This window comes from Sediminicola luteus (assembly GCF_040566555.1).
Classification (GTDB): Bacteria; Bacteroidota; Bacteroidia; order Flavobacteriales; family Flavobacteriaceae; genus Sediminicola.
The window spans coordinates 1-17,959 of the sequence record NZ_JBEWYP010000003.1; the positions used below are offsets into that span (position 1 = coordinate 1).

At 40.5% G+C, this 17,959-nt stretch carries 19 protein-coding genes and 1 tRNA gene; 5 read left to right on the top strand and 15 right to left on the bottom strand.

Annotated elements, in window-relative coordinates:
* On the bottom strand, positions 1-215 hold a 215-nt coding region (locus ABXZ32_RS06275; protein WP_354617818.1), incomplete at its 3' end, for a hypothetical protein.
* 25 nt (positions 216-240) lie between these two features.
* Positions 241-325: transfer RNA gene (locus ABXZ32_RS06280), tRNA-Ser, on the bottom strand.
* A 325-nt stretch (positions 326-650) separates the two neighbouring features.
* On the opposite strand from ABXZ32_RS06280, the gene ABXZ32_RS06285 reads away from it, so the two are divergent.
* Both ABXZ32_RS06285 and ABXZ32_RS06290 read left to right on the top strand, forming a co-directional pair.
* On the top strand, positions 651-1,286 hold the full coding sequence (locus tag ABXZ32_RS06285) for an NAD(P)H-dependent oxidoreductase (RefSeq protein ID WP_354617819.1): 636 nt from the start codon (positions 651-653) through the stop codon (positions 1,284-1,286).
* A 69-nt stretch (positions 1,287-1,355) separates the two neighbouring features.
* Positions 1,356-2,549, top strand: coding sequence for a DegT/DnrJ/EryC1/StrS family aminotransferase (locus ABXZ32_RS06290; RefSeq protein ID WP_354617820.1), 1,194 nt, complete (start codon positions 1,356-1,358; stop codon positions 2,547-2,549).
* Between the two features lie 22 nt (positions 2,550-2,571).
* On the opposite strand, the gene ribB is transcribed toward ABXZ32_RS06290, so the two are convergent.
* The 11 genes from ribB to ABXZ32_RS06345 form a co-directional block, all read right to left on the bottom strand.
* Positions 2,572-3,702, bottom strand: a complete 1,131-nt coding sequence (gene ribB / locus ABXZ32_RS06295; RefSeq protein WP_354617821.1) for a 3,4-dihydroxy-2-butanone-4-phosphate synthase — start codon at positions 3,700-3,702, stop codon at positions 2,572-2,574.
* An 11-nt stretch (positions 3,703-3,713) separates the two neighbouring features.
* The gene (locus tag ABXZ32_RS06300) at positions 3,714-5,207 is read right to left on the bottom strand and encodes an LptF/LptG family permease (RefSeq protein WP_354617822.1); all 1,494 of its coding nucleotides are present in this window, start codon (positions 5,205-5,207) and stop codon (positions 3,714-3,716) included.
* A gap of 4 nt (positions 5,208-5,211) precedes the next feature.
* A complete protein-coding gene (locus tag ABXZ32_RS06305; RefSeq protein ID WP_354617823.1) occupies positions 5,212-5,853 on the bottom strand; it encodes a LolA family protein in 642 nt (213 codons plus the stop codon).
* Between the two features lie 7 nt (positions 5,854-5,860).
* Positions 5,861-8,239, bottom strand: coding sequence for an FtsK/SpoIIIE family DNA translocase (locus ABXZ32_RS06310; protein WP_354617824.1), 2,379 nt, complete (start codon positions 8,237-8,239; stop codon positions 5,861-5,863).
* A 63-nt stretch (positions 8,240-8,302) separates the two neighbouring features.
* Complete coding sequence (locus tag ABXZ32_RS06315) at positions 8,303-8,668, bottom strand: diacylglycerol kinase (protein WP_354617825.1); 366 nt, start codon at positions 8,666-8,668, stop codon at positions 8,303-8,305.
* Complete coding sequence (gene tpx, locus ABXZ32_RS06320) at positions 8,661-9,167, bottom strand: thiol peroxidase (protein WP_354617826.1); 507 nt, start codon at positions 9,165-9,167, stop codon at positions 8,661-8,663. Before tpx ends, ABXZ32_RS06315 begins: the two co-directional genes overlap by 8 nt.
* A 117-nt stretch (positions 9,168-9,284) precedes the next feature.
* Positions 9,285-9,542, bottom strand: a complete 258-nt coding sequence (locus tag ABXZ32_RS06325; RefSeq protein ID WP_354617827.1) for a DUF6952 family protein — start codon at positions 9,540-9,542, stop codon at positions 9,285-9,287.
* Positions 9,523-9,837, bottom strand: a complete 315-nt coding sequence (locus ABXZ32_RS06330; RefSeq protein ID WP_354617828.1) for a thioredoxin family protein — start codon at positions 9,835-9,837, stop codon at positions 9,523-9,525. Before ABXZ32_RS06330 ends, ABXZ32_RS06325 begins: the two co-directional genes overlap by 20 nt.
* Before the next feature lie 73 nt (positions 9,838-9,910).
* Entirely contained in the window at positions 9,911-10,555 is a 645-nt protein-coding gene (locus ABXZ32_RS06335; RefSeq protein WP_354617829.1) for a peroxiredoxin, read from the bottom strand.
* Positions 10,556-10,853: 298 nt separating this feature from the next.
* Positions 10,854-12,347 carry a Na+/H+ antiporter NhaC gene (nhaC, locus tag ABXZ32_RS06340; protein WP_354617830.1) on the bottom strand — a complete coding sequence of 498 codons (1,494 nt, stop codon included), beginning with the start codon at positions 12,345-12,347 and terminating at the stop codon, positions 10,854-10,856.
* Positions 12,348-12,416: 69 nt separating this feature from the next.
* The gene (locus tag ABXZ32_RS06345; RefSeq protein ID WP_354617831.1) at positions 12,417-13,637 is read right to left on the bottom strand and encodes an aminotransferase class I/II-fold pyridoxal phosphate-dependent enzyme; all 1,221 of its coding nucleotides are present in this window, start codon (positions 13,635-13,637) and stop codon (positions 12,417-12,419) included.
* Positions 13,638-13,794: 157 nt separating this feature from the next.
* Here ABXZ32_RS06345 and ABXZ32_RS06350 point away from each other — a divergent pair, with 157 nt between their 5' ends.
* Both ABXZ32_RS06350 and lpdA read left to right on the top strand, forming a co-directional pair.
* Positions 13,795-14,253, top strand: coding sequence for an Lrp/AsnC family transcriptional regulator (locus tag ABXZ32_RS06350; protein WP_354617832.1), 459 nt, complete (start codon positions 13,795-13,797; stop codon positions 14,251-14,253).
* A 93-nt stretch (positions 14,254-14,346) separates the two neighbouring features.
* Entirely contained in the window at positions 14,347-15,753 is a 1,407-nt protein-coding gene (gene lpdA, locus ABXZ32_RS06355; RefSeq protein WP_354617833.1) for a dihydrolipoyl dehydrogenase, read from the top strand.
* 54 nt (positions 15,754-15,807) lie between these two features.
* Here the strand turns inward: lpdA and ABXZ32_RS06360 are convergent, their stop codons facing one another.
* A complete protein-coding gene (locus tag ABXZ32_RS06360; RefSeq protein ID WP_354617834.1) occupies positions 15,808-16,041 on the bottom strand; it encodes a CDGSH iron-sulfur domain-containing protein in 234 nt (77 codons plus the stop codon).
* Between the two features lie 57 nt (positions 16,042-16,098).
* Entirely contained in the window at positions 16,099-17,295 is a 1,197-nt protein-coding gene (locus ABXZ32_RS06365; protein ID WP_354617835.1) for a heparan-alpha-glucosaminide N-acetyltransferase domain-containing protein, read from the bottom strand.
* 129 nt (positions 17,296-17,424) lie between these two features.
* Here ABXZ32_RS06365 and ABXZ32_RS06370 point away from each other — a divergent pair, with 129 nt between their 5' ends.
* Positions 17,425-17,958, top strand: coding sequence for an NADPH-dependent FMN reductase (locus tag ABXZ32_RS06370; RefSeq protein ID WP_354617836.1), 534 nt, complete (start codon positions 17,425-17,427; stop codon positions 17,956-17,958).
* Position 17,959 lies beyond the last annotated feature (1 nt).

Below are 17,959 nucleotides of genomic sequence, written 5' to 3' on the forward strand. Positions count from 1 at the left end.
CCTGGGCAAGCATAGAAACCATAACCCGCTTCGCGTGTTGGTTTTTTGTTTCCTTTAAATGAAGGATTCACTGCTCCCGAAGTCTCGGGATTGTACATCCCCAAAGGTAATCCTGGGCAAGCATAGAAACCATAACCCGCTTCGCGTGTTGGTTTTTTGTTTCCTTCCACCTCCTCGAAGTAAACTTCGGAGGCTATAGAAAACAAAAAACCCATAACTTTCGTTATGGGTTTCCTTTTGCGGAGAAAGAGGGATTCGAACCCCCGGAGGTGTGACCCTCAACAGTTTTCAAGACTGCCGCATTCGACCACTCTGCCATTTCTCCAGAATATCTTAGCGGGTGCAAATATAGAAACCTTTTTTGTATTCCCTAAATATTTTTTTGAATTTTTTTAAGGGTAAATATTTACCTCATTCTGATCTAAGATTTAAGTACCTTAAAGCAAAACTTAGCTTTATCCCTTTGTATATTTGTTACACAACAGATCTTTTTCTAGGATTCAAAATATATTTTGAGAAAATAGGACTAATTTTGAGACTTGCGATTGCATCGCCAAAATCATGTAAAATTAATTGCCGATAGTTATAAAGATTTGAAAACGATATTTCAACATTCATGATTTTCAATTATCGCATTAATAGGAAGGAAAATGAAGGACAGTATTAAAAATTTGGAATGGCGTTATGCCGTAAAAAAGTTTGATTCAGAAAAAATACTTTCAAACGATAAAATAGAAAGATTAAAAAAAGCTTTCAATTTAACAGCTACCTCATACGGGTTACAACCTATTCGAATGGTAGTTGTTCAGAATAAGGAACTACAGGAAAAGTTGGTCGCCAGTTCGTACGGACAACAACAGGTATCCCAAGCGTCCCACGTACTTATCATTTGCATAGAACGTGTCGTAGATAAGGAATTTATTGTGAAATATTTCGACCGTGTCAAAAATATCAGGAATACCAGCGATAGTATTATAACCCCTTTTGAAGACGCCCTGGTAAGCTCATTTTCGAAAAAAGATATTAAAGAAGTAAAAGACTGGGCAACCAATCAGGCTTATTTGGCCCTGGGCAATTTATTGACGGTCTGTGCATTCGAAGAAATTGATTCCTGCCCCATGGAAGGATTTTCACCTGAGGCCTATGACGAATTATTGGAATTGGAGCAATATGGACTTTCATCTGCTCTTGTGCTCCCTGTAGGGTATAGGGCGCAAGATGATATGTTTGCAGATATGAAAAAAGTAAGGCGACCTTTAAAGGATAGCATTATATATATATCTTAAGCCCAAAAATGCTTTAGTCTTTTCACATGCCCTTATTTATTTAAACTAATTTTTTACGATTTATATTTTATGCCAGGATTCGAACTTTTTGGAGATAAGGAAAGAGATGAAGTTAATGATGTTCTCAATTCCGGTGTTTTAATGCGTTACGGTTTTGATGGAAAAAGAAATGGCCATTGGAAAGCAAAGGAATTGGAACAGGCCCTTGCAAAAAGAATGAAGGTGAACCACGCCCAATTGGTAAGCAGTGGTACGGCGGCTCTAACGGTGGCAATGGCCAGTGCGGGGGTTGGAGCAGGAGATGAAGTGATCTTGCCCACCTTTACCTTTGTAGCTAGTTTTGAGGCAGTTCTGGCATTGGGAGCAGTTCCTATCTTGGTGGATATTGATGACACCCTGACCTTAGAGCCTAAAGCGGTGGAAAAAGCAATTACCAGCAAGACCAAGGTTATTATGCCGGTGCATATGTGCGGCTCTATGGCCAATTTAAGGGCTTTAAAGGATCTTTGTGACAAACATAACCTGTTATTGTTGGAAGATGCCTGTCAGGCCATTGGAGGTACCTACGAAGGGAAACCTTTGGGCAGTTATGGGGATTTGGGTTGCTTTTCTTTTGATTATGTAAAGACCATCACCTGTGGCGAAGGGGGTGCCCTTATCACCAACGACGATGCGTATTATAAAAATGCCGACCATTATTCCGATCATGGCCATGATCATATTGGAAGCGATAGGGGAGCAGAGGACCATCCTTTTTTGGGGTATAACTATCGTATTTCTGAACTTCACGCCGCTGTTGGGGTAGCACAGTTGAAGAAACTAGATACTTTTTTGGGCATACAGGAGAAAAATTACAACATCCTTAAAAAGGAGCTGAGCACTATTCCCGAAATTACCTTTAGGACAGTACCTGAAAATGGGGTAGAAAATTATTCTTTTATCAGTTTCTTTCTTCCCACTGAAGACCAGGCAAGAAAGGTACATGCCTCCTTGTCCAAGGCAGGGGTGGATGCTTGTTTTTATTGGTATGACAACAACTGGCACTACCACCGCAAATGGGCTCACTTAAAGCACTTAAAAACACTTAGTTTCCTTCCGTCAAAAGTTTACGACCAACTACCTAATTACGACAAGGCAGATTTCTCTAAATCTGATCATTGGATGGGCAGAACAATCTCTTGTCTGATCAAGTTAGGCTGGACCAAAGACGAGGTGCATCAACGCGCTGAAACGATGGCCAAAACCATTCGTGAAAATCTGTAATTGAATCTATTCGAAATAGGATTTAGTATCCTACATATTCCTCAATAGTAAGACCATAACCTACGATGCCCACTCTCTTTGTCTGGGCAGAATTGGTCATTAGTTTGATCTTGGCAATATTAAGGTCATGTAATATTTGGGCCCCAACACCAAAATCTTTGGCATCCATATCTATTTTTGGCGCTTTTAATATCCCTTTCTTCTGAAGTTCTTTCAGCTCTGAAAGTCGGCCTAAAAGGTTGAGGGATTGCGACTCCTGGTTGATAAAGACAAAGGCACCTTTGCCTTCTGCATTGATGGCATTGAACATATCCTCCAATTTCTTATCAGGGTTATTGGTCAATGTCCCCAAAATATCATTGTTCACCAAGGTGGAATTGATCCGGGTAAGGACTTTGTCGTCCTTGGTCCATGTACCTTTGGTAAGCGCTATATGGATTTGGTTGTTGGTAGTCTGTTTATAGGCTCTCAACCTGAAATCCCCAAATCGGGTGGTGATGTTGAAGTCCTCCTTTTTCTCAATTAGACTGTCATGCTCCATTCTGTAGGCTACCAAGGCCTCTATGGATACAATCTTTAAGTCGAACTTCTTGGCTACTTTCAATAATTGAGGCAATCGGGCCATGGTCCCATCCTCATTCATAATTTCAACAATGATTCCTGCGGGCTGTAGTCCGGCCAAACGTGCAAAATCAATGGCTGCTTCGGTATGTCCAGTTCTTCTCAATACACCACCTTCTTTAGCTACCAGTGGGAAAATATGGCCTGGTCTAACCAAGTCATGGGGTTTTGTCTCATTTTTGGTCAAGGCGATAACAGTCTTGGCACGGTCTGCGGCAGATATTCCAGTGGTGACTCCGTTCCCCCTTAAATCCACGGATACGGTAAATGCAGTTTCCAAAGGATCGGTATTGTTGTTCACCATCCTATGGAGTCCCAGTTCTTTGCAGCGCCCTTCAGTGAGGGGGGCACAGATCAAACCTTTCCCATGGGTGGCCATAAAATTGACCAATTCTGGGGTGACCAGTTCGGCAGCAGCTAAAAAATCCCCTTCATTTTCCCTATTTTCATCATCGACCACGATAATAACCTTACCGTTTTTAATGTCTTCAATAGCTTCTTCAATTGTATTCAGCTGTGTCTTATGTTCCATAATGAGTATTTCTAACTTTTTGCGGTAGTAAAAATTTTCTTGAAAGACTGTTTGAAAAAATCCGCAATATTTCCAAAACTCATTAGTCCTTTATCGGCCGTTGCCCTTCTTGTCAGGGATACGCCCAATGGCATCATGATCAAGGTGGATAGCCAGGCGCCAAGGATTGGATGAATATTCCCCTCTTTAGCATAGTTTCCTGCAAACACCCCAATAAAATAATAGGTTAGGAACAAGATGATGGCGATAACCATAGGCAGTCCAAGCCCACCTTTTCTTATGATGGCGCCCAACGGTGCCCCCACAAAGAAGAGAATGATACATGACAGTGCCAGGGCATATTTTTTATGCAACGAAAGGATATGTAGGTTGTAAATTTTATATTTTACTTCTATTTCCTGTTTTTTGCCTTCTACAGAGGTCAAGATGTTATTGGTGGAGTTTTTGGCGGAGCTTATAAGCTGGGCCTGTTGCCATTCCTCGTAAAGGTCCATCACTTTTTGAATTTCCGGTGCCTTGGATTGATCTGCCATCAGAGGCACAAATAGACTGTCAATAGGCCTTTTGTAAGCCGTGGTATCCATCGGATTGGCAAGAGGGATAAATGCTCCCATTCTATTCGCAATGCTCTTAGAAAAGGATTCAACGGTTTTAATATTGTCTTCCCTCAAGGAATCAATATCCTTGGTAAGTCGGGATATGTTTTTCATTTTATCCGTGCTCACATCCCTTTCTTCCTCCATATCCACATTATTGAGTTCGGAAAGGTCCATGTTCATGGTGTAGGTCTCAAAATTTGATTTGGCAAAAGGGAGTTTCTTATTATCGCTGCTGGACCTTGTTTTTATATCTTCATAGTAATGTCCGTCCCTGAGTACCAGTTGTAAAATATCCGAATCTTCACTGCTCACCAGCTCCCCAGTTTTGGCCTTGATGACCGTATTGTTGATATTGGTCCTGGATTTTTTATGGATGATGACATTTTCCAGGAATCGGTCATTTTCACCAGATTTTTTATCGACCTTAATATTCATCCCGGTACCTTCAAAATCACTGAAGACTCCTTCCGCGATTGCAACTGCCGGTTTTACTTTAGCGATGTTCTTTCTTAGGTTGTAAATTTTTTGTTCAGAGGCGGGAATAATATTATTCGCAAAATAAAAGGTCACCCCACCTAAGAATACCACCAAGACTATAAGGGGTAACATGGCCCTTTGCAGGGATATTCCCGAGGCCTTCATGGCAGCAAATTCATAATTTTCCGCAAAACTACCAAAGGTGAGAATGGAAGAAAGCAGCACGGTCAGGGGGAGTACTTTTTCCGTAAGATTGGGCATGAGGTAAAAAAGGAACTTACCAATAATGGCAATATCCAGTCCTTTACCGGCCAAATCATCAATAAAGAGCCAAATGGTTTGAAATATGAAGATAAACATCAAAATGACAAACGAACTGACGAAATTAAAGACAAACCTCGATAGGATGTAGCGGTCTAGTATCCTCAACTTTTTAATTTCTTATAATATAGTACCCTTCGTTCTTGTACTTACTTTCATCAAAAGTAAATAAGGTTTTTGATAAAGGCTGGTCAGTTTTAAAAGAATTAACAGTAATAGTGGTCTTTGTACCGTTCTTACCTGTTTCAATAAGTCTATAGATATGTTTAGTCTCAATATCAATTCCCAACAAAATAGATTTGATTTCCGAATGGGTATCAATTGGAGTCAATTTTACAAACTGAATTTTTCTTCCTTGTATGTTTTGAAGCACGTCCCATTCGTAATTATGACCCGACTTGTAGAAAGTAAGCATTTTTGAAGGGGTTACGGTATTTACATCCTCAGATTTGTTTTCGATGGTTACCTCTTCATTTTCAGGGACAATGGTATACACTTTTTTGCCATCGAACAATTGTTGTGATCCCAAATAATTGAATAGGTATTTATCGCCCTGAAGGGTGACATCGCCTCTAGTTTCCTGATTGATGTTGGCTTCTGTGTTTTGAAGGGCATACTTAAATTCCACATGGATATTCTTATAGCTCTGCACCTTGTTGTATACTTCGTCCAATAGTGACTTAGCCTTTGAAGCACTCTGTGCCATAGAAAAGGTGGAGGTCAATACAAATGCCAATACAAATAATTTTTTCATCACGTTGTTATTTTTTTTCATTTTCTAATAGTTGATCCAATGCATACATGTCAGGCACCAAAACCTGTCTGGCCTTACTACCTTCAAAGGAGCCCACAATTCCTGCAGCCTCTAATTGATCTATGATACGGCCGGCACGGTTGTACCCGAGCTTAAGTTTTCGCTGTATCAATGATGCAGAACCTTGCTGTGCCACCACGATTACTTCTGCGGCGTCCCTGAACATGGCATCTCTTTCGGATATGTCATTATCAAGACTCGTGCCAGAATCATCTCCACCTACATATTCAGGTAGGAGATGCGCCTCGGGATATGCACGCTGCGATCCAATATATTCCGTTATTTTGGCCACCTCTGGAGTGTCCACAAAGGCACACTGAATTCGGGTGACATCATTTCCTTGAGTAAACAACATATCCCCTCTACCAATAAGTTGATCGGCACCTTGGGCATCCAAGATAGTCCTTGAATCAATTTTAGAGGTTACTCTAAAGGCAATACGGGCAGGGAAGTTGGCTTTGATGATCCCTGTAATTACATTCACAGATGGTCTCTGCGTGGCAATGATTAAATGTATTCCAATAGCCCTTGCCAATTGTGCCAATCTGGCTATTGGGGTCTCTACTTCCTTCCCGGCGGTCATGATAAGATCAGCGAACTCGTCTATGACCAACACGATATAGGGTAGAAACTTATGTCCATCATTAGGGTTTAATTTTCTAGCCTTAAATTTGGTGTTGTACTCCTTAATATTTCGGACCATGGCAAGCTTCAGCAGCTCGTAACGATCGTCCATTTCAATACAAAGGGAATTCAAGGTGTTGATGACCTTTGTGTTATCCGTAATGATTGCTTCCTCAACATCTGGAAGTTTTGCTAAGTAGTGTCTTTCAATTTTATTGAAAAGGGTCAATTCCACCTTTTTCGGATCTACCAATACAAATTTTACCTCTGCAGGGTGTTTTTTATAGAGTAGGGAAGTCAATACGGCATTCAATCCTACCGATTTACCTTGTCCTGTGGCACCCGCCATTAATAAATGGGGCATTTTAGCAAGATCCACTACAAAGGTCTCGTTGCTAATTGTTTTACCGAAGGCAATGGGCAATTCCATTTCTGCCTTCTGGAATTTTGGCGATGCAATCACAGATCGCATAGATACGATAGTGGCATTTTTATTTGGAACTTCAATACCGATCGTGCCTTTTCCAGGGATAGGGGCAATGATTCTGATTCCCAATGCCGCTAAGGAGAGGGCAATATCATCCTCTAGGTTCTTGATTTTGGAAATACGTACCCCAGCTTCCGGTACTATTTCATATAAGGTCACGGTCGGACCAATGGTTGCTTTGATCTGCGCGATCCCTATCTTATAGTTCCGCAGGGTCTCCACAATTTTATTCTTGTTTTCCTCCAGCTCTTCCTGGTTGATGGTAATACCACCACCAACACCGTGTTGGTCCAATAATTCTATGGTTGGAAACTTGTAGTTGCCCAATTCCAGGGTTGGGTCAAACTCTCCAAAATCCTCCACCAATTTATTGGATAAAAGATCGGTATCTTCCACTTCTTCTTTGATCTTCTCCACTTCCATGGCGATATCATCTACCTCCTCACTTTTGGCAACTTCTATTTTGAAACCATCATCTTTATCATCCAATTCCAGTGGTGGGATATCTTTTTTATGGGTGTAGGTGTCAATGATCTGAGGGGCCACTTCCTCCTCAGGTAGCAGTTCCTCTATGTTGCTCTCATCTGTTACGGTTGCGGGCTTTCTTTTAAAGTCGGTCGCGAGGGAATTGCTTTTTTGTTTGAAATAAACGATGATGTCTTCTGGTGTAAATTGAAACAAGCGGACCAGAATAATCGTCAACCCGAACAATAACAAAAGAAATACGCCAATCTTTCCGGTATAGTCCTGTAGGAAATCGTTCATTTCATAGCCCACGATCCCCCCTAATAATGGTCTTTTTTCTGCAAAGAACCCAAGGGTAATGGAAATCCAGATAATAAAGACCAGACCCCAGATCCATTTCCGTACCAACCCTTTTTTGTCAAGGCTGAGAAATAGGTGCAATCCGGTAATAAAAAATAGGAAAGTAAATATCAGTGAGGCTAGGCCGAAACCTTTATAAACGAAAAAATGGCTGATGGCAGCCCCAAATTTATTCAGGAGGTTCTTCGCTTCCTCGTTACGGTCAGAGAACTCACTCAAGAGGCTTTGGTCTGCCTGCCAGGTAAAATAAAAGGAGACAAAAGAGAAAAACAAGGCTATACTGAAAAGCATCAATAGGCTTCCCAATATTATTTTATTCTTTTTGGACAACTTCAGTGACCGTCCTTTTTTAGTAGCGGTAGGCTTTGACTTTTTTACCTTTTTTGCCATTAAATCTTATATTCTTAGCGGCTAAATTACGAATTTAGTACGGAAGCCGAATCTACATTAGTTTTAAAAAATTTTCGGACAATAAATGATCAGTCCTATTATGGTTGCTGCAACAGACACCAGCATTACTGCTCCTGCGGAGATATCCTTTATTAATCCTATTTTAGGGTCAAATTCCGGCTGTACAAAATCGGCTAATTTTTCAATAGCAGTATTGAGGCCTTCTACCCCTAGGACCAAAGCAATGGCAAAGATCTGTAAGATCCACTCCGTGTTTGAAATTTCAAAATAGAATCCCGCAGCGGTCATGACCATGGCAATAAAGACCTGCACCTTGATACTGGCCTCTGTTTGGATCAGCAATAAGGCACCTCTGAGGGCGTAACGCACCCCATTAATTCTATTTTTTAGGAATGATTCTTTAGGCATGCAGTAGGGCTTCTAGGGCAGCCTTGTAATTAGGCTCATCCACAATTTCAGGTACTAATTCATTGTATACAACTTGTCCCTTTTCATCTATCACGACAACCGCTCTAGAATGTAAACTTTGTAGTGGGCCATCGGTAAATTCCAACCCATAAGATTTACCAAAACTACCTTCCCTAAAATCAGAAAGCATTTCTACCTTGTCAATACCCTCAGCACCACAAAAACGTGCTTGGGCAAATGGGAGGTCTTTGGATACACACAATACCACGGTATTATTTAATTCGGAAGCCTCTTTGTTGAATTGTCTTACCGATTGGGCACATGTACCGGTATCGATACTTGGGAATATATTTAGAACCACTTTCTTTCCTATATAATTGGCAAGGGTGGAAGGTGATAAATCTGTTTTTGTCAAATTGAAATTAGGAGCTGATGATCCTATTGTAGGAAGTTCACCAAGGGTGTTGATGGTATTTCCTTTTAAAGTAACTATTGCCATTTGGAGCGGTTTTGAATTTTGTGGTGAAATTATAAAATATATGCATGAATCAGAGCTTTTGACCACAAAAAAAGTCCTTCAAATTATTGAAGGACTTTAACCGTAATGTTTTGGCCATTATTTGTCTATTGCACCAAGTACGCGCTGCATAAATTGGTTCAAGGCATCTTTTTTGGGTGTGCCCTCTTTTATGGCTTTGGCAACATCCAAGGCACCGTACATATTGGAGATGAGCTCTCCAATCACGTCCAGCTCTTCGTCTTTTAAGGAAGGTACTTCTGTAAGAGCTTCCAAAGTTTCAATGGTCTCTATCACAAAATCTTCATCGTTCTCTTCAATGAAGGTTGTGAGATGTTTAATTATAGGTAACTTCACTGATAAGTTCTTTTAAAACATCGTATTTATTCGTTTGAACCTGGTTCTTTAACTTCCCGTTGGTAAAGGCTGCAAAAGTTGGTAGATTATCAACGTTGGCAAGCTTTCTTGATTCTGGAAATTTCTCGGCATCAGCGATAACAAATGTGATACTCTCATTTGTGGAAGCCTCTTTTTTAAATTTAGGTTTCATAATACGGCAATTGCCACACCAGGTTGCAGAATATTGAACCACAACATTTGTATTGTTATCCAGGATCTCCTGTAAATTGTCTTTTTCCAATTCTAGTATCATAACTATTGCAAATTTTTAAGTTGATAAAAAGCATGGAGCAAGAGCTCCATGCCTGTAATCTCAAATGCCTTATTTAGTTTGCGTGTGTAGAAAGATAATTGGCAACTCCGGTTCTGTTAGCGGACATTGCATCTTTACCTTCTTCCCAGTTTGCTGGACAAACCTCACCTTTTTCTTGAACATGGGTATATGCATCTACCAAACGCAAGTATTCGTTTACGTTTCTTCCCAATGGCATATGGTTGATACCTTCGTGGAATACAGTTCCTTCCTCATCAATAAGATAAGTAGCTCTGTACGTTACGTTGTCACCATCTACGGTTACAACCCCTGTTTCATCATCATACTGTTCGTTGGTGATATCCAGGATACCCAAAGTAGACGCCAAGTTTCTATTGCTGTCTGCCAAGATAGGATAAGTTACTCCTTCGATACCTCCGTTGTCTTTTGAAGTGCTCAACCATGCAAAGTGAACCTCTGCAGTATCACAGGAAGCGCCTATTACTAAAGTGTTTCTTTTTTCAAATTCCCCTAAAGCAGCCTGGAAAGCGTGCAATTCGGTTGGGCAAACAAATGTGAAATCTTTTGGGTACCAAAACAACAATACCTTTTTGTTATTGTTTTTTGCCTCTTCCAAAACATTGATCTTAAACGTATCACCCAATTCATTCATCGCGTTCACTGATAAATTCGGAAATTTTTTCCCTACAAATGCCATATTTTCTTTGTTTATATATTAATTTCTTACTGCAAAATTACAGTTTAATATTGCGCCTAAGCGTCATTGGAATTGGAAAATACTATGGGAGAATAATTTATATAAATGCCGATGGGATAAAGCCAAAAATCTTACCGACTTGGCATTTTCGGGGAGTGTATTTTAGGGTATTGTCAAAATACACCCACTCTCATTGTGAAGTTGGTTTTTGTAGATTTTGGAAAGAATCAGTTATTTGTGATTGTAATCCTATGACCGTGTTTCGTTCAAGGTTTTAAGTTCTTTTTACAGTATAAAACTATGCAGGGTTTTCAGATGTTGCCAATTGTTTGATCTTTATTTTTAAAGCAGCAAAAAGCAAGGTCATGAATGGGCTCAGCCAGTTAAAGATGGCATAAAAGAAATATTCGCCAACACCAACGCCCAATACGCCGCTATGATAAGCTCCACATGTGTTCCAAGGGATCAGCACAGAGGTTACGGTACCAGAGTCTTCCAAGGTTCTACTTAAGTTCTCAGGGGCCAGACCTTTGTCCCTATACGCCTTGGCAAACATTTTACCCGGAACCACAATGGCCAAATACTGGTCGGAAGCGGTAACGTTCAGCGCCAGGCAACTGGCCACAGTACTTGCGAAGAGGCTAAAGGTAGATTTTGCCATTCCTAAAAGGGCGCTACTTATTCTGGCAAGGGCACCAATACCATCCATAATTCCTCCAAAGACCATAGCGCAAACAATCAACCAAATAGTGCCCAACATTCCGGCCATTCCTTTTGATGAAAATAGATCATTAAGGGCTTCGTTTTCGGTGGCGATGTTCGTTGAGACAGTGATGGCGTTCATGATGCCTTTATAGCCTGTCTCAAAGGTCATTTGAGTCGCCCCGGTTATTCCCATAACTATTTCGGGTTGAAAAATTAAGGCAAACACCCCTCCCAATAAGGTACCTATCAATAAGGCCAAAAGTGGCGGGGTTTTTTTTAATATCAGTAGTATCACCGCAACAGGCACCAAAAACAACCATCCGTTGATGTTGAAGGTGTGGTCTATGGAATCCAATATGGCTTGTGTGTCGGCAGATCCCGTGGTATCAATGGAGAACCCCATGATGATAAAAACCAATAAGGTAACAGAGATGGTAGGGATAGTGGTGAGGGACATGTATTTTATGTGGCTGAACAATTCTCCACCGGCCATTGCAGGTGCTAAATTTGTAGTATCGCTCAAAGGGGACATTTTGTCTCCAAAGTAAGCCCCTGAAAGGATTGCTCCCGCAGTCATTCCCAGTGATATGCCAAGGGTGTCACCTATTCCAATCAACGCAATACCAACTGTGGCCGATGTGGTCCAAGAGCTTCCTGTAGCAATTGAAATAACTGCACAAATAATCACACAGGCCGCTAAAAATATGGTTGGATTCAAAACCTGTAAGCCATAATAGATCATGGACGGTATAATACCACTGATCAGCCAGGTACCGGAAAGGGCCCCAACCATCAAAAGAATGATTAGGGCCCCTGTGGTCGATTTTACATTTTCCGCAACTTCCGCCAACATTTGGTCATAGGTGACCTTATTAAAAACACCTACAATTGCAGCAACGGCTGCTCCCATGAGTAGAATAAATTGGTTGGAGCCACTAAGGGCATCGTCCCCAAAAACAAAAACATTGTAAGCCAACATACCTACCAGTGCAAAAACTGGAATCAAGGCTTCCCAAATGTTTAATTCTTTATTCTCAACTATATTTTCGTCCTCTGGTTTTGATGAATTAATATCTTGACTCTGCATGAAAGGTATGTTAGTTACCTCGTAATATTACGATTTTGGTAATTGTTCTGCAAGTCTTTTAAATTTTGCTTATTTGCTCAATTCTGCCTCTTTTAGGATTCCCAATTCTAACATGCAGTTTTTCATGGTTTTATATGTTCTGTGGATATCATTGTCCAACCCAATGGAAAAACGAATCAGTCCATTTGATAGTCCCATTTCCACTTGTTCTTCCATAGGGATCTCGGAAGAAGTAGATGTTCCAGGGGCGCTGAAAAGGGTTTTGTAAAAACCAAGGCTAACCGCCAAATATCCTAAATTCTTTGCTTGCATAAGTTCCATAAGGGCATTTGCCTGATCCAAAGAACCTACATCCAAGGTCATGATACCTCCAAAGCCGTATTCTTCGGTCATCTGATCCTTCATTATCTGATAACTTGGGTGCGATTTTAAACCTGGGTAGACCACTCTTAATCCGTCCTTAACAAAGTTTTCGGCCAGATAAAGGGCATTTTCACTGTGCTTTTTCATACGGATATGAAGGGTTCTCATATTTTTTAAAATGGAGGAGGCCCTTAAGCTATCCATGGTACTTCCCAAAAGCATTCCCGCGCCGTTGTTCACATCTTTTAGGCTTAGGCAAAAATCAGAAGTTCCACATACAACCCCGGCAACACAATCGCTACTTCCATTGATGAACTTAGTTAAACTGTGTATTACTATGTCCGCGCCCAGTTTGCCCGGGGCGATAGACAGTGGGGAAAAGGTATTGTCCACAACAAGTGGAAGATTATATTTTTTTGCTAGTTTGGAAAGGGCTTTGATGTCCGCTATCTCCAATAAAGGGTTGCTTACCGCCTCACAATAGATCATTTTTGTTTTTGGGGTGATGGCTGCTTCAACCGCTTCTAGATTTGTGATGTCCACAAAAGAAGTTCCAATTTTGAATTTTTTTAGAAAATTCTTCATAAAGGCATAGGTGCCACCATAGATGGTCCTGCTGCTAACGATATGGTCATCGGTATCACAAAGTTGAAAAATCACCGCTGTAATGGCACCCATTCCACTGGCAGTAACATTTGCAGCTTCCGTTCCTTCCAAGGCGGCTAAAGCCTCTCCTAAATATAGGTTGGATGGGGTGGAGTGCCTGCTATAAAGATAACAACCTTCCGTATTCCCTTCAAAGGTATCAAACATGGTCTTGGCCGATAGAAATGTGTAGGTTGATGAGTCGGAAATTGAGGGGTTAACCCCGCCAAATTCACCAAAATATTGTAAATCCTGAATACTGTCTGAAGCCTTGTAATCCATAATAAGTTTGTTTTTTATGGTTTAAAAATAGGAAATACTAGTTTTACTGTCAATATTTACTAGTTTTATAAGAAAATAAATCTAGTAAAAACATATTTATTAGATTTTAAAGTTGTTTATTGTGGATCAGCGAACCAAATCATGAATAAGAATCAGGATGAAATTTGACGAAATTGATGTGAGATTATTGGGTCTTTTACAGCAAGACAGTAAAAAGACCACCAAGGAATATGCAAACCAGTTGAATCTTTCAGTTACAGCTGTTTACGAGCGTATCAAGCGATTGGAAAAGACAGGTTGCATTACAAAGTATGTGGCCCTGGTGGATAAAAAAAAGGTGAACAAGTCGTTCGTGGTGCTCTGCCATGTGAAATTGGTACAACACACCAAAGAATTCGTAACCCAGTTCGAGCGGGAAGTTCTAAGGCTTCAGGAGGTGGTGGAGTGCTATCACATCAGCGGGGATTACGACTATATTTTAAAAATTCATGTTAGTGATATGGAGGCATATAGGGACTTCATGGTGGCTAAGCTTACGGCCATCAATCATATAGGGAGTACCCAGAGCTCTTTTGTCATTACAGAAGTTAAGCATACCACAGCAATTCCTATCTAGCACCCCATTAATAACAGAAGTTTGGAAGCTACAGGGTTTCTAAACCAGAAATTAATACTAATTTTGTGATGTTTTAAAAAATCAAGGATATATATGAGTTCATACGACGTAGCCATTATTGGTTCAGGCCCAGGAGGATATGTTGCAGCGATACGTTGCGCACAATTAGGAATGAAAACAGCAATTATAGAAAAGTACTCTACTTTGGGAGGTACTTGTCTTAATGTAGGTTGTATACCTTCTAAGGCATTGTTGGATTCATCCCATCACTATGAAGATGCAGTAAAGCACTTTGAGGAGCATGGTATTGAGATACCTGGGGAGATAAGAGTGAACTTGGAGAAAATGATTTCTAGAAAACAATCCGTCGTGGATCAAACCACCAAAGGGATACAGTTTTTGATGGATAAAAACAAGATCGATGTATTTGAAGGAATGGGGAGCTTTAAGGATGCCACCCATATAAACATCGAAAAAAGCGATGGTAAGTCAGAGACCATAGAGGCTAAGAATATCATTATCGCAACTGGATCTAAACCATCTACCTTACCGTTTATCAAATTAGATAAGGAAAGGGTAATAACCTCTACAGAAGCTTTAAAACTAAAGGAAATTCCGAAGCATATGATTGTCATAGGCGGTGGGGTTATTGGTCTTGAATTGGGACAAGTGTATAAAAGATTGGGTTCTGAAGTGACCGTTGTGGAATTTATGGACCGCATTATCCCAGGAATGGACGGAGCGCTTTCCAAAGAACTGACCAAAGTTCTTAAAAAGCAGAAAATGAAGATTAATACGTCGCACAAAGTTAAATCCGTCGAAAGGAAAGGTGACGAAGTGATTGTAAAGGCGGATGACAAAAAAGGAGAAGAAGTAACTTTTACGGCCGATTATTGTTTGGTAGCGGTAGGGCGTAGCCCATATACTGCCGGATTGAACTTGGATGCAGCCGGCGTAAAATTGGATGAGAGGGGCAGAGTAGCCGTGAACGATCATTTACAGACCAATGTTTCCAATATCTATGCCATTGGAGATGTGGTCAGAGGAGCTATGTTGGCCCATAAGGCAGAAGAAGAGGGGACTTTGGTAGCTGAGATTATGGCCGGACAAAAACCACACATCGATTATAATTTGATTCCTGGTGTTGTTTATACCTGGCCAGAAGTGGCTGCTGTAGGTAAAACGGAAGAGGAGTTAAAAGAAGCTGGGATCGACTTTAAGGTGGGACAATTTCCAATGAGGGCTTTAGGTCGCGCTAGAGCTAGTATGGATATAGACGGATTTGTTAAGATCCTTGCAGATAAAAAAACGGATGAAGTATTGGGTGTCCATATGATAGGAGCCCGTGTTGCGGATCTAATTGCAGAAGCGGTCACCGCGATGGAATTTAGAGCCTCTGCCGAAGACATTTCTAGAATGAGTCATGCACATCCAACCTATGCGGAAGCTGTCAAAGAAGCTGCCTTGGCCGCTACAGATGACCGGGCACTGCATATTTAAAACAAACATTACCCAATTAAAAAATCCCATCAAGTTACTTGATGGGATTTTTTGTTAGTTCTTATGTGATCCGTCGCAATAGGGTGGATTCTTGGTCTGTTTACAAGTACAGAGAAAGGCTGTTTTTTCTTCCTCCACAGCAAAGCCCATAGAAGGGGTTGCGTTATGTGCCTTGTGTGAACCATCGCAAAAGGGTTGATTGCTGCTATGGCTACAGGTACACCAGCCATACCTTTTATCTTTTTCCAATTTTACGGCTATAGGCGCGTAAGCTTTCTTCTCGCTCATAATTATGATTTAGGGCGCAAAAGTAATGGAAAGTGAACCAGTGTAAATAGTGGATGCTTAATTTTTAGCCAATCTAAATAGCTTGATAACGGTTACCCTTAATCTAAACAAGGTATCCTTGATCAATCTAAAGGAGAAGGCTATCCAAGGTTCTGCATTGGTAGAGAGCTGTTGTACCAATTCCCCGGCCTTAGCTTTAATGGCAACCTTGTTGTCCTCATATTTTAAGGCGGTGTAAACACAGGCAACCATAAAAATAAGTGCTCCCGGTACTACAATGTAAGGGGAGAGGGAATGATGTAAGAAGGCATAAAAACCTAATCCCGTTAAACTACCATATAAAATAACGAAGTGTGATATGTATATTGATAGGGTGCTGGAACCAATTTTTAGAACTGTACTGTTCATCATAAACCTTCTAAGGGTCATGAATACTCCAAATACAACAAGTACGTTTCCTAGCCTGATAAAGAGGTAGTTGTTTTTGTAAAGGTCTGCAAATAATTGAAGCCCGGTGGTCTGAGCCAAATAATTGACAAAAGGCGAAGAATAAAAGACAAGACTTAATCCAGCGACAAATGCGGTAGTTATCGCTACTGGGTATAGGTGCTTATAGTCCTTAAATCGGGTGAAAATTAATGATAGGAAAGCCCCAAAGGTAGCATATCCGAACCATGGGAAAATAGTGAATACAGAACCGTTTGCTTTGGTGAAATAATTCGCCAACATCTCCGGCAAGTATATATGATCCATGATTTTATACTGTGGCTCCAATACAAAGAGAACGATAGTGGTGGCAAACAGGATCAATGGAAGCACGAATTTCTTTTTTGTACTGGAAAACAAATAGATCCCAATGATACCCAAAATGGATAATCCAATACAATGCAAAACATCTACCAGATAGAAAGAACTATAGATTTCCCCTCTGACCAATCCAAAAAGATTGAGTCTAAGAATATAACCAATCAACAATAATTGAAGACCTCTTTTTATTCCTTTCTTGACCCTAGGGTTATCAAAGCCCTGTTGATCTCCCCTTACCAATAAATACGTGAAGATAAAACCGGATACGGTAAAGAAAACCGGAGCGGTAATTCCCCTAAAATATTGCCAAATGGAAAAGGCTAGATTGGAATTGTCCCTGTAAGCGTTGTCTAAAAGTCCATCTACAAAATGTCCTTGTAACATCATAAGAATGGCCCATGCGCGCATGGCGTCTACAAAGTATAAGCGGTACTTATTGTTTTTCATTTAAGTCACGAATATCAATTACCCTATATACTTGTTAAACAGGGTGTTTGGATGTTTCCGAGTGCAAAATTAGCTAAAAAACTCGCACGTGTGCCTATTTTAGGGTATTTTCGTAAATAAAAAAATTCCATGGCTACCATCTTGGCATTTGCAGGGAGTAATTCATCCACATCAATTAATTTTAAATTGGTGAAATATACTTCAGGTTTAATACAACAAAACGAGGTTAAAGTAATGGATCTTTCCAGTTTTCCGGTACCCATGTACAGCGCGGATACTGAGAAGAACAATGGTTATCCCGAGGATGTTGTGGCCTTACAAAAAGATATTAAAAATGCTGATGGGTTGATAATTTCTGTCAATGAACACAACAGCGGACCCTCCGCCTATTTTAAAAATTTAATGGATTGGTTGTCACGGGTAGACAAACGCTTTTTGGAAGACAAGAAAATATTTCTAATGTCCACATCCCCAGGAAGAAGAGGCGCTATTTCCTCTCTGACCTACGTAAAAGACACACTTCCCCGATTTGGAGGCGAAATTATGACCACTTTTTCCCTGCCTTCTTTCAATGATAATTTTGATCCCGAGAAGGGAATTTTAGATGGGGAATTGAAAGCTGGACACCAAGTGGCCTTAGCAGATTTTTTAAAAACCTTATAGC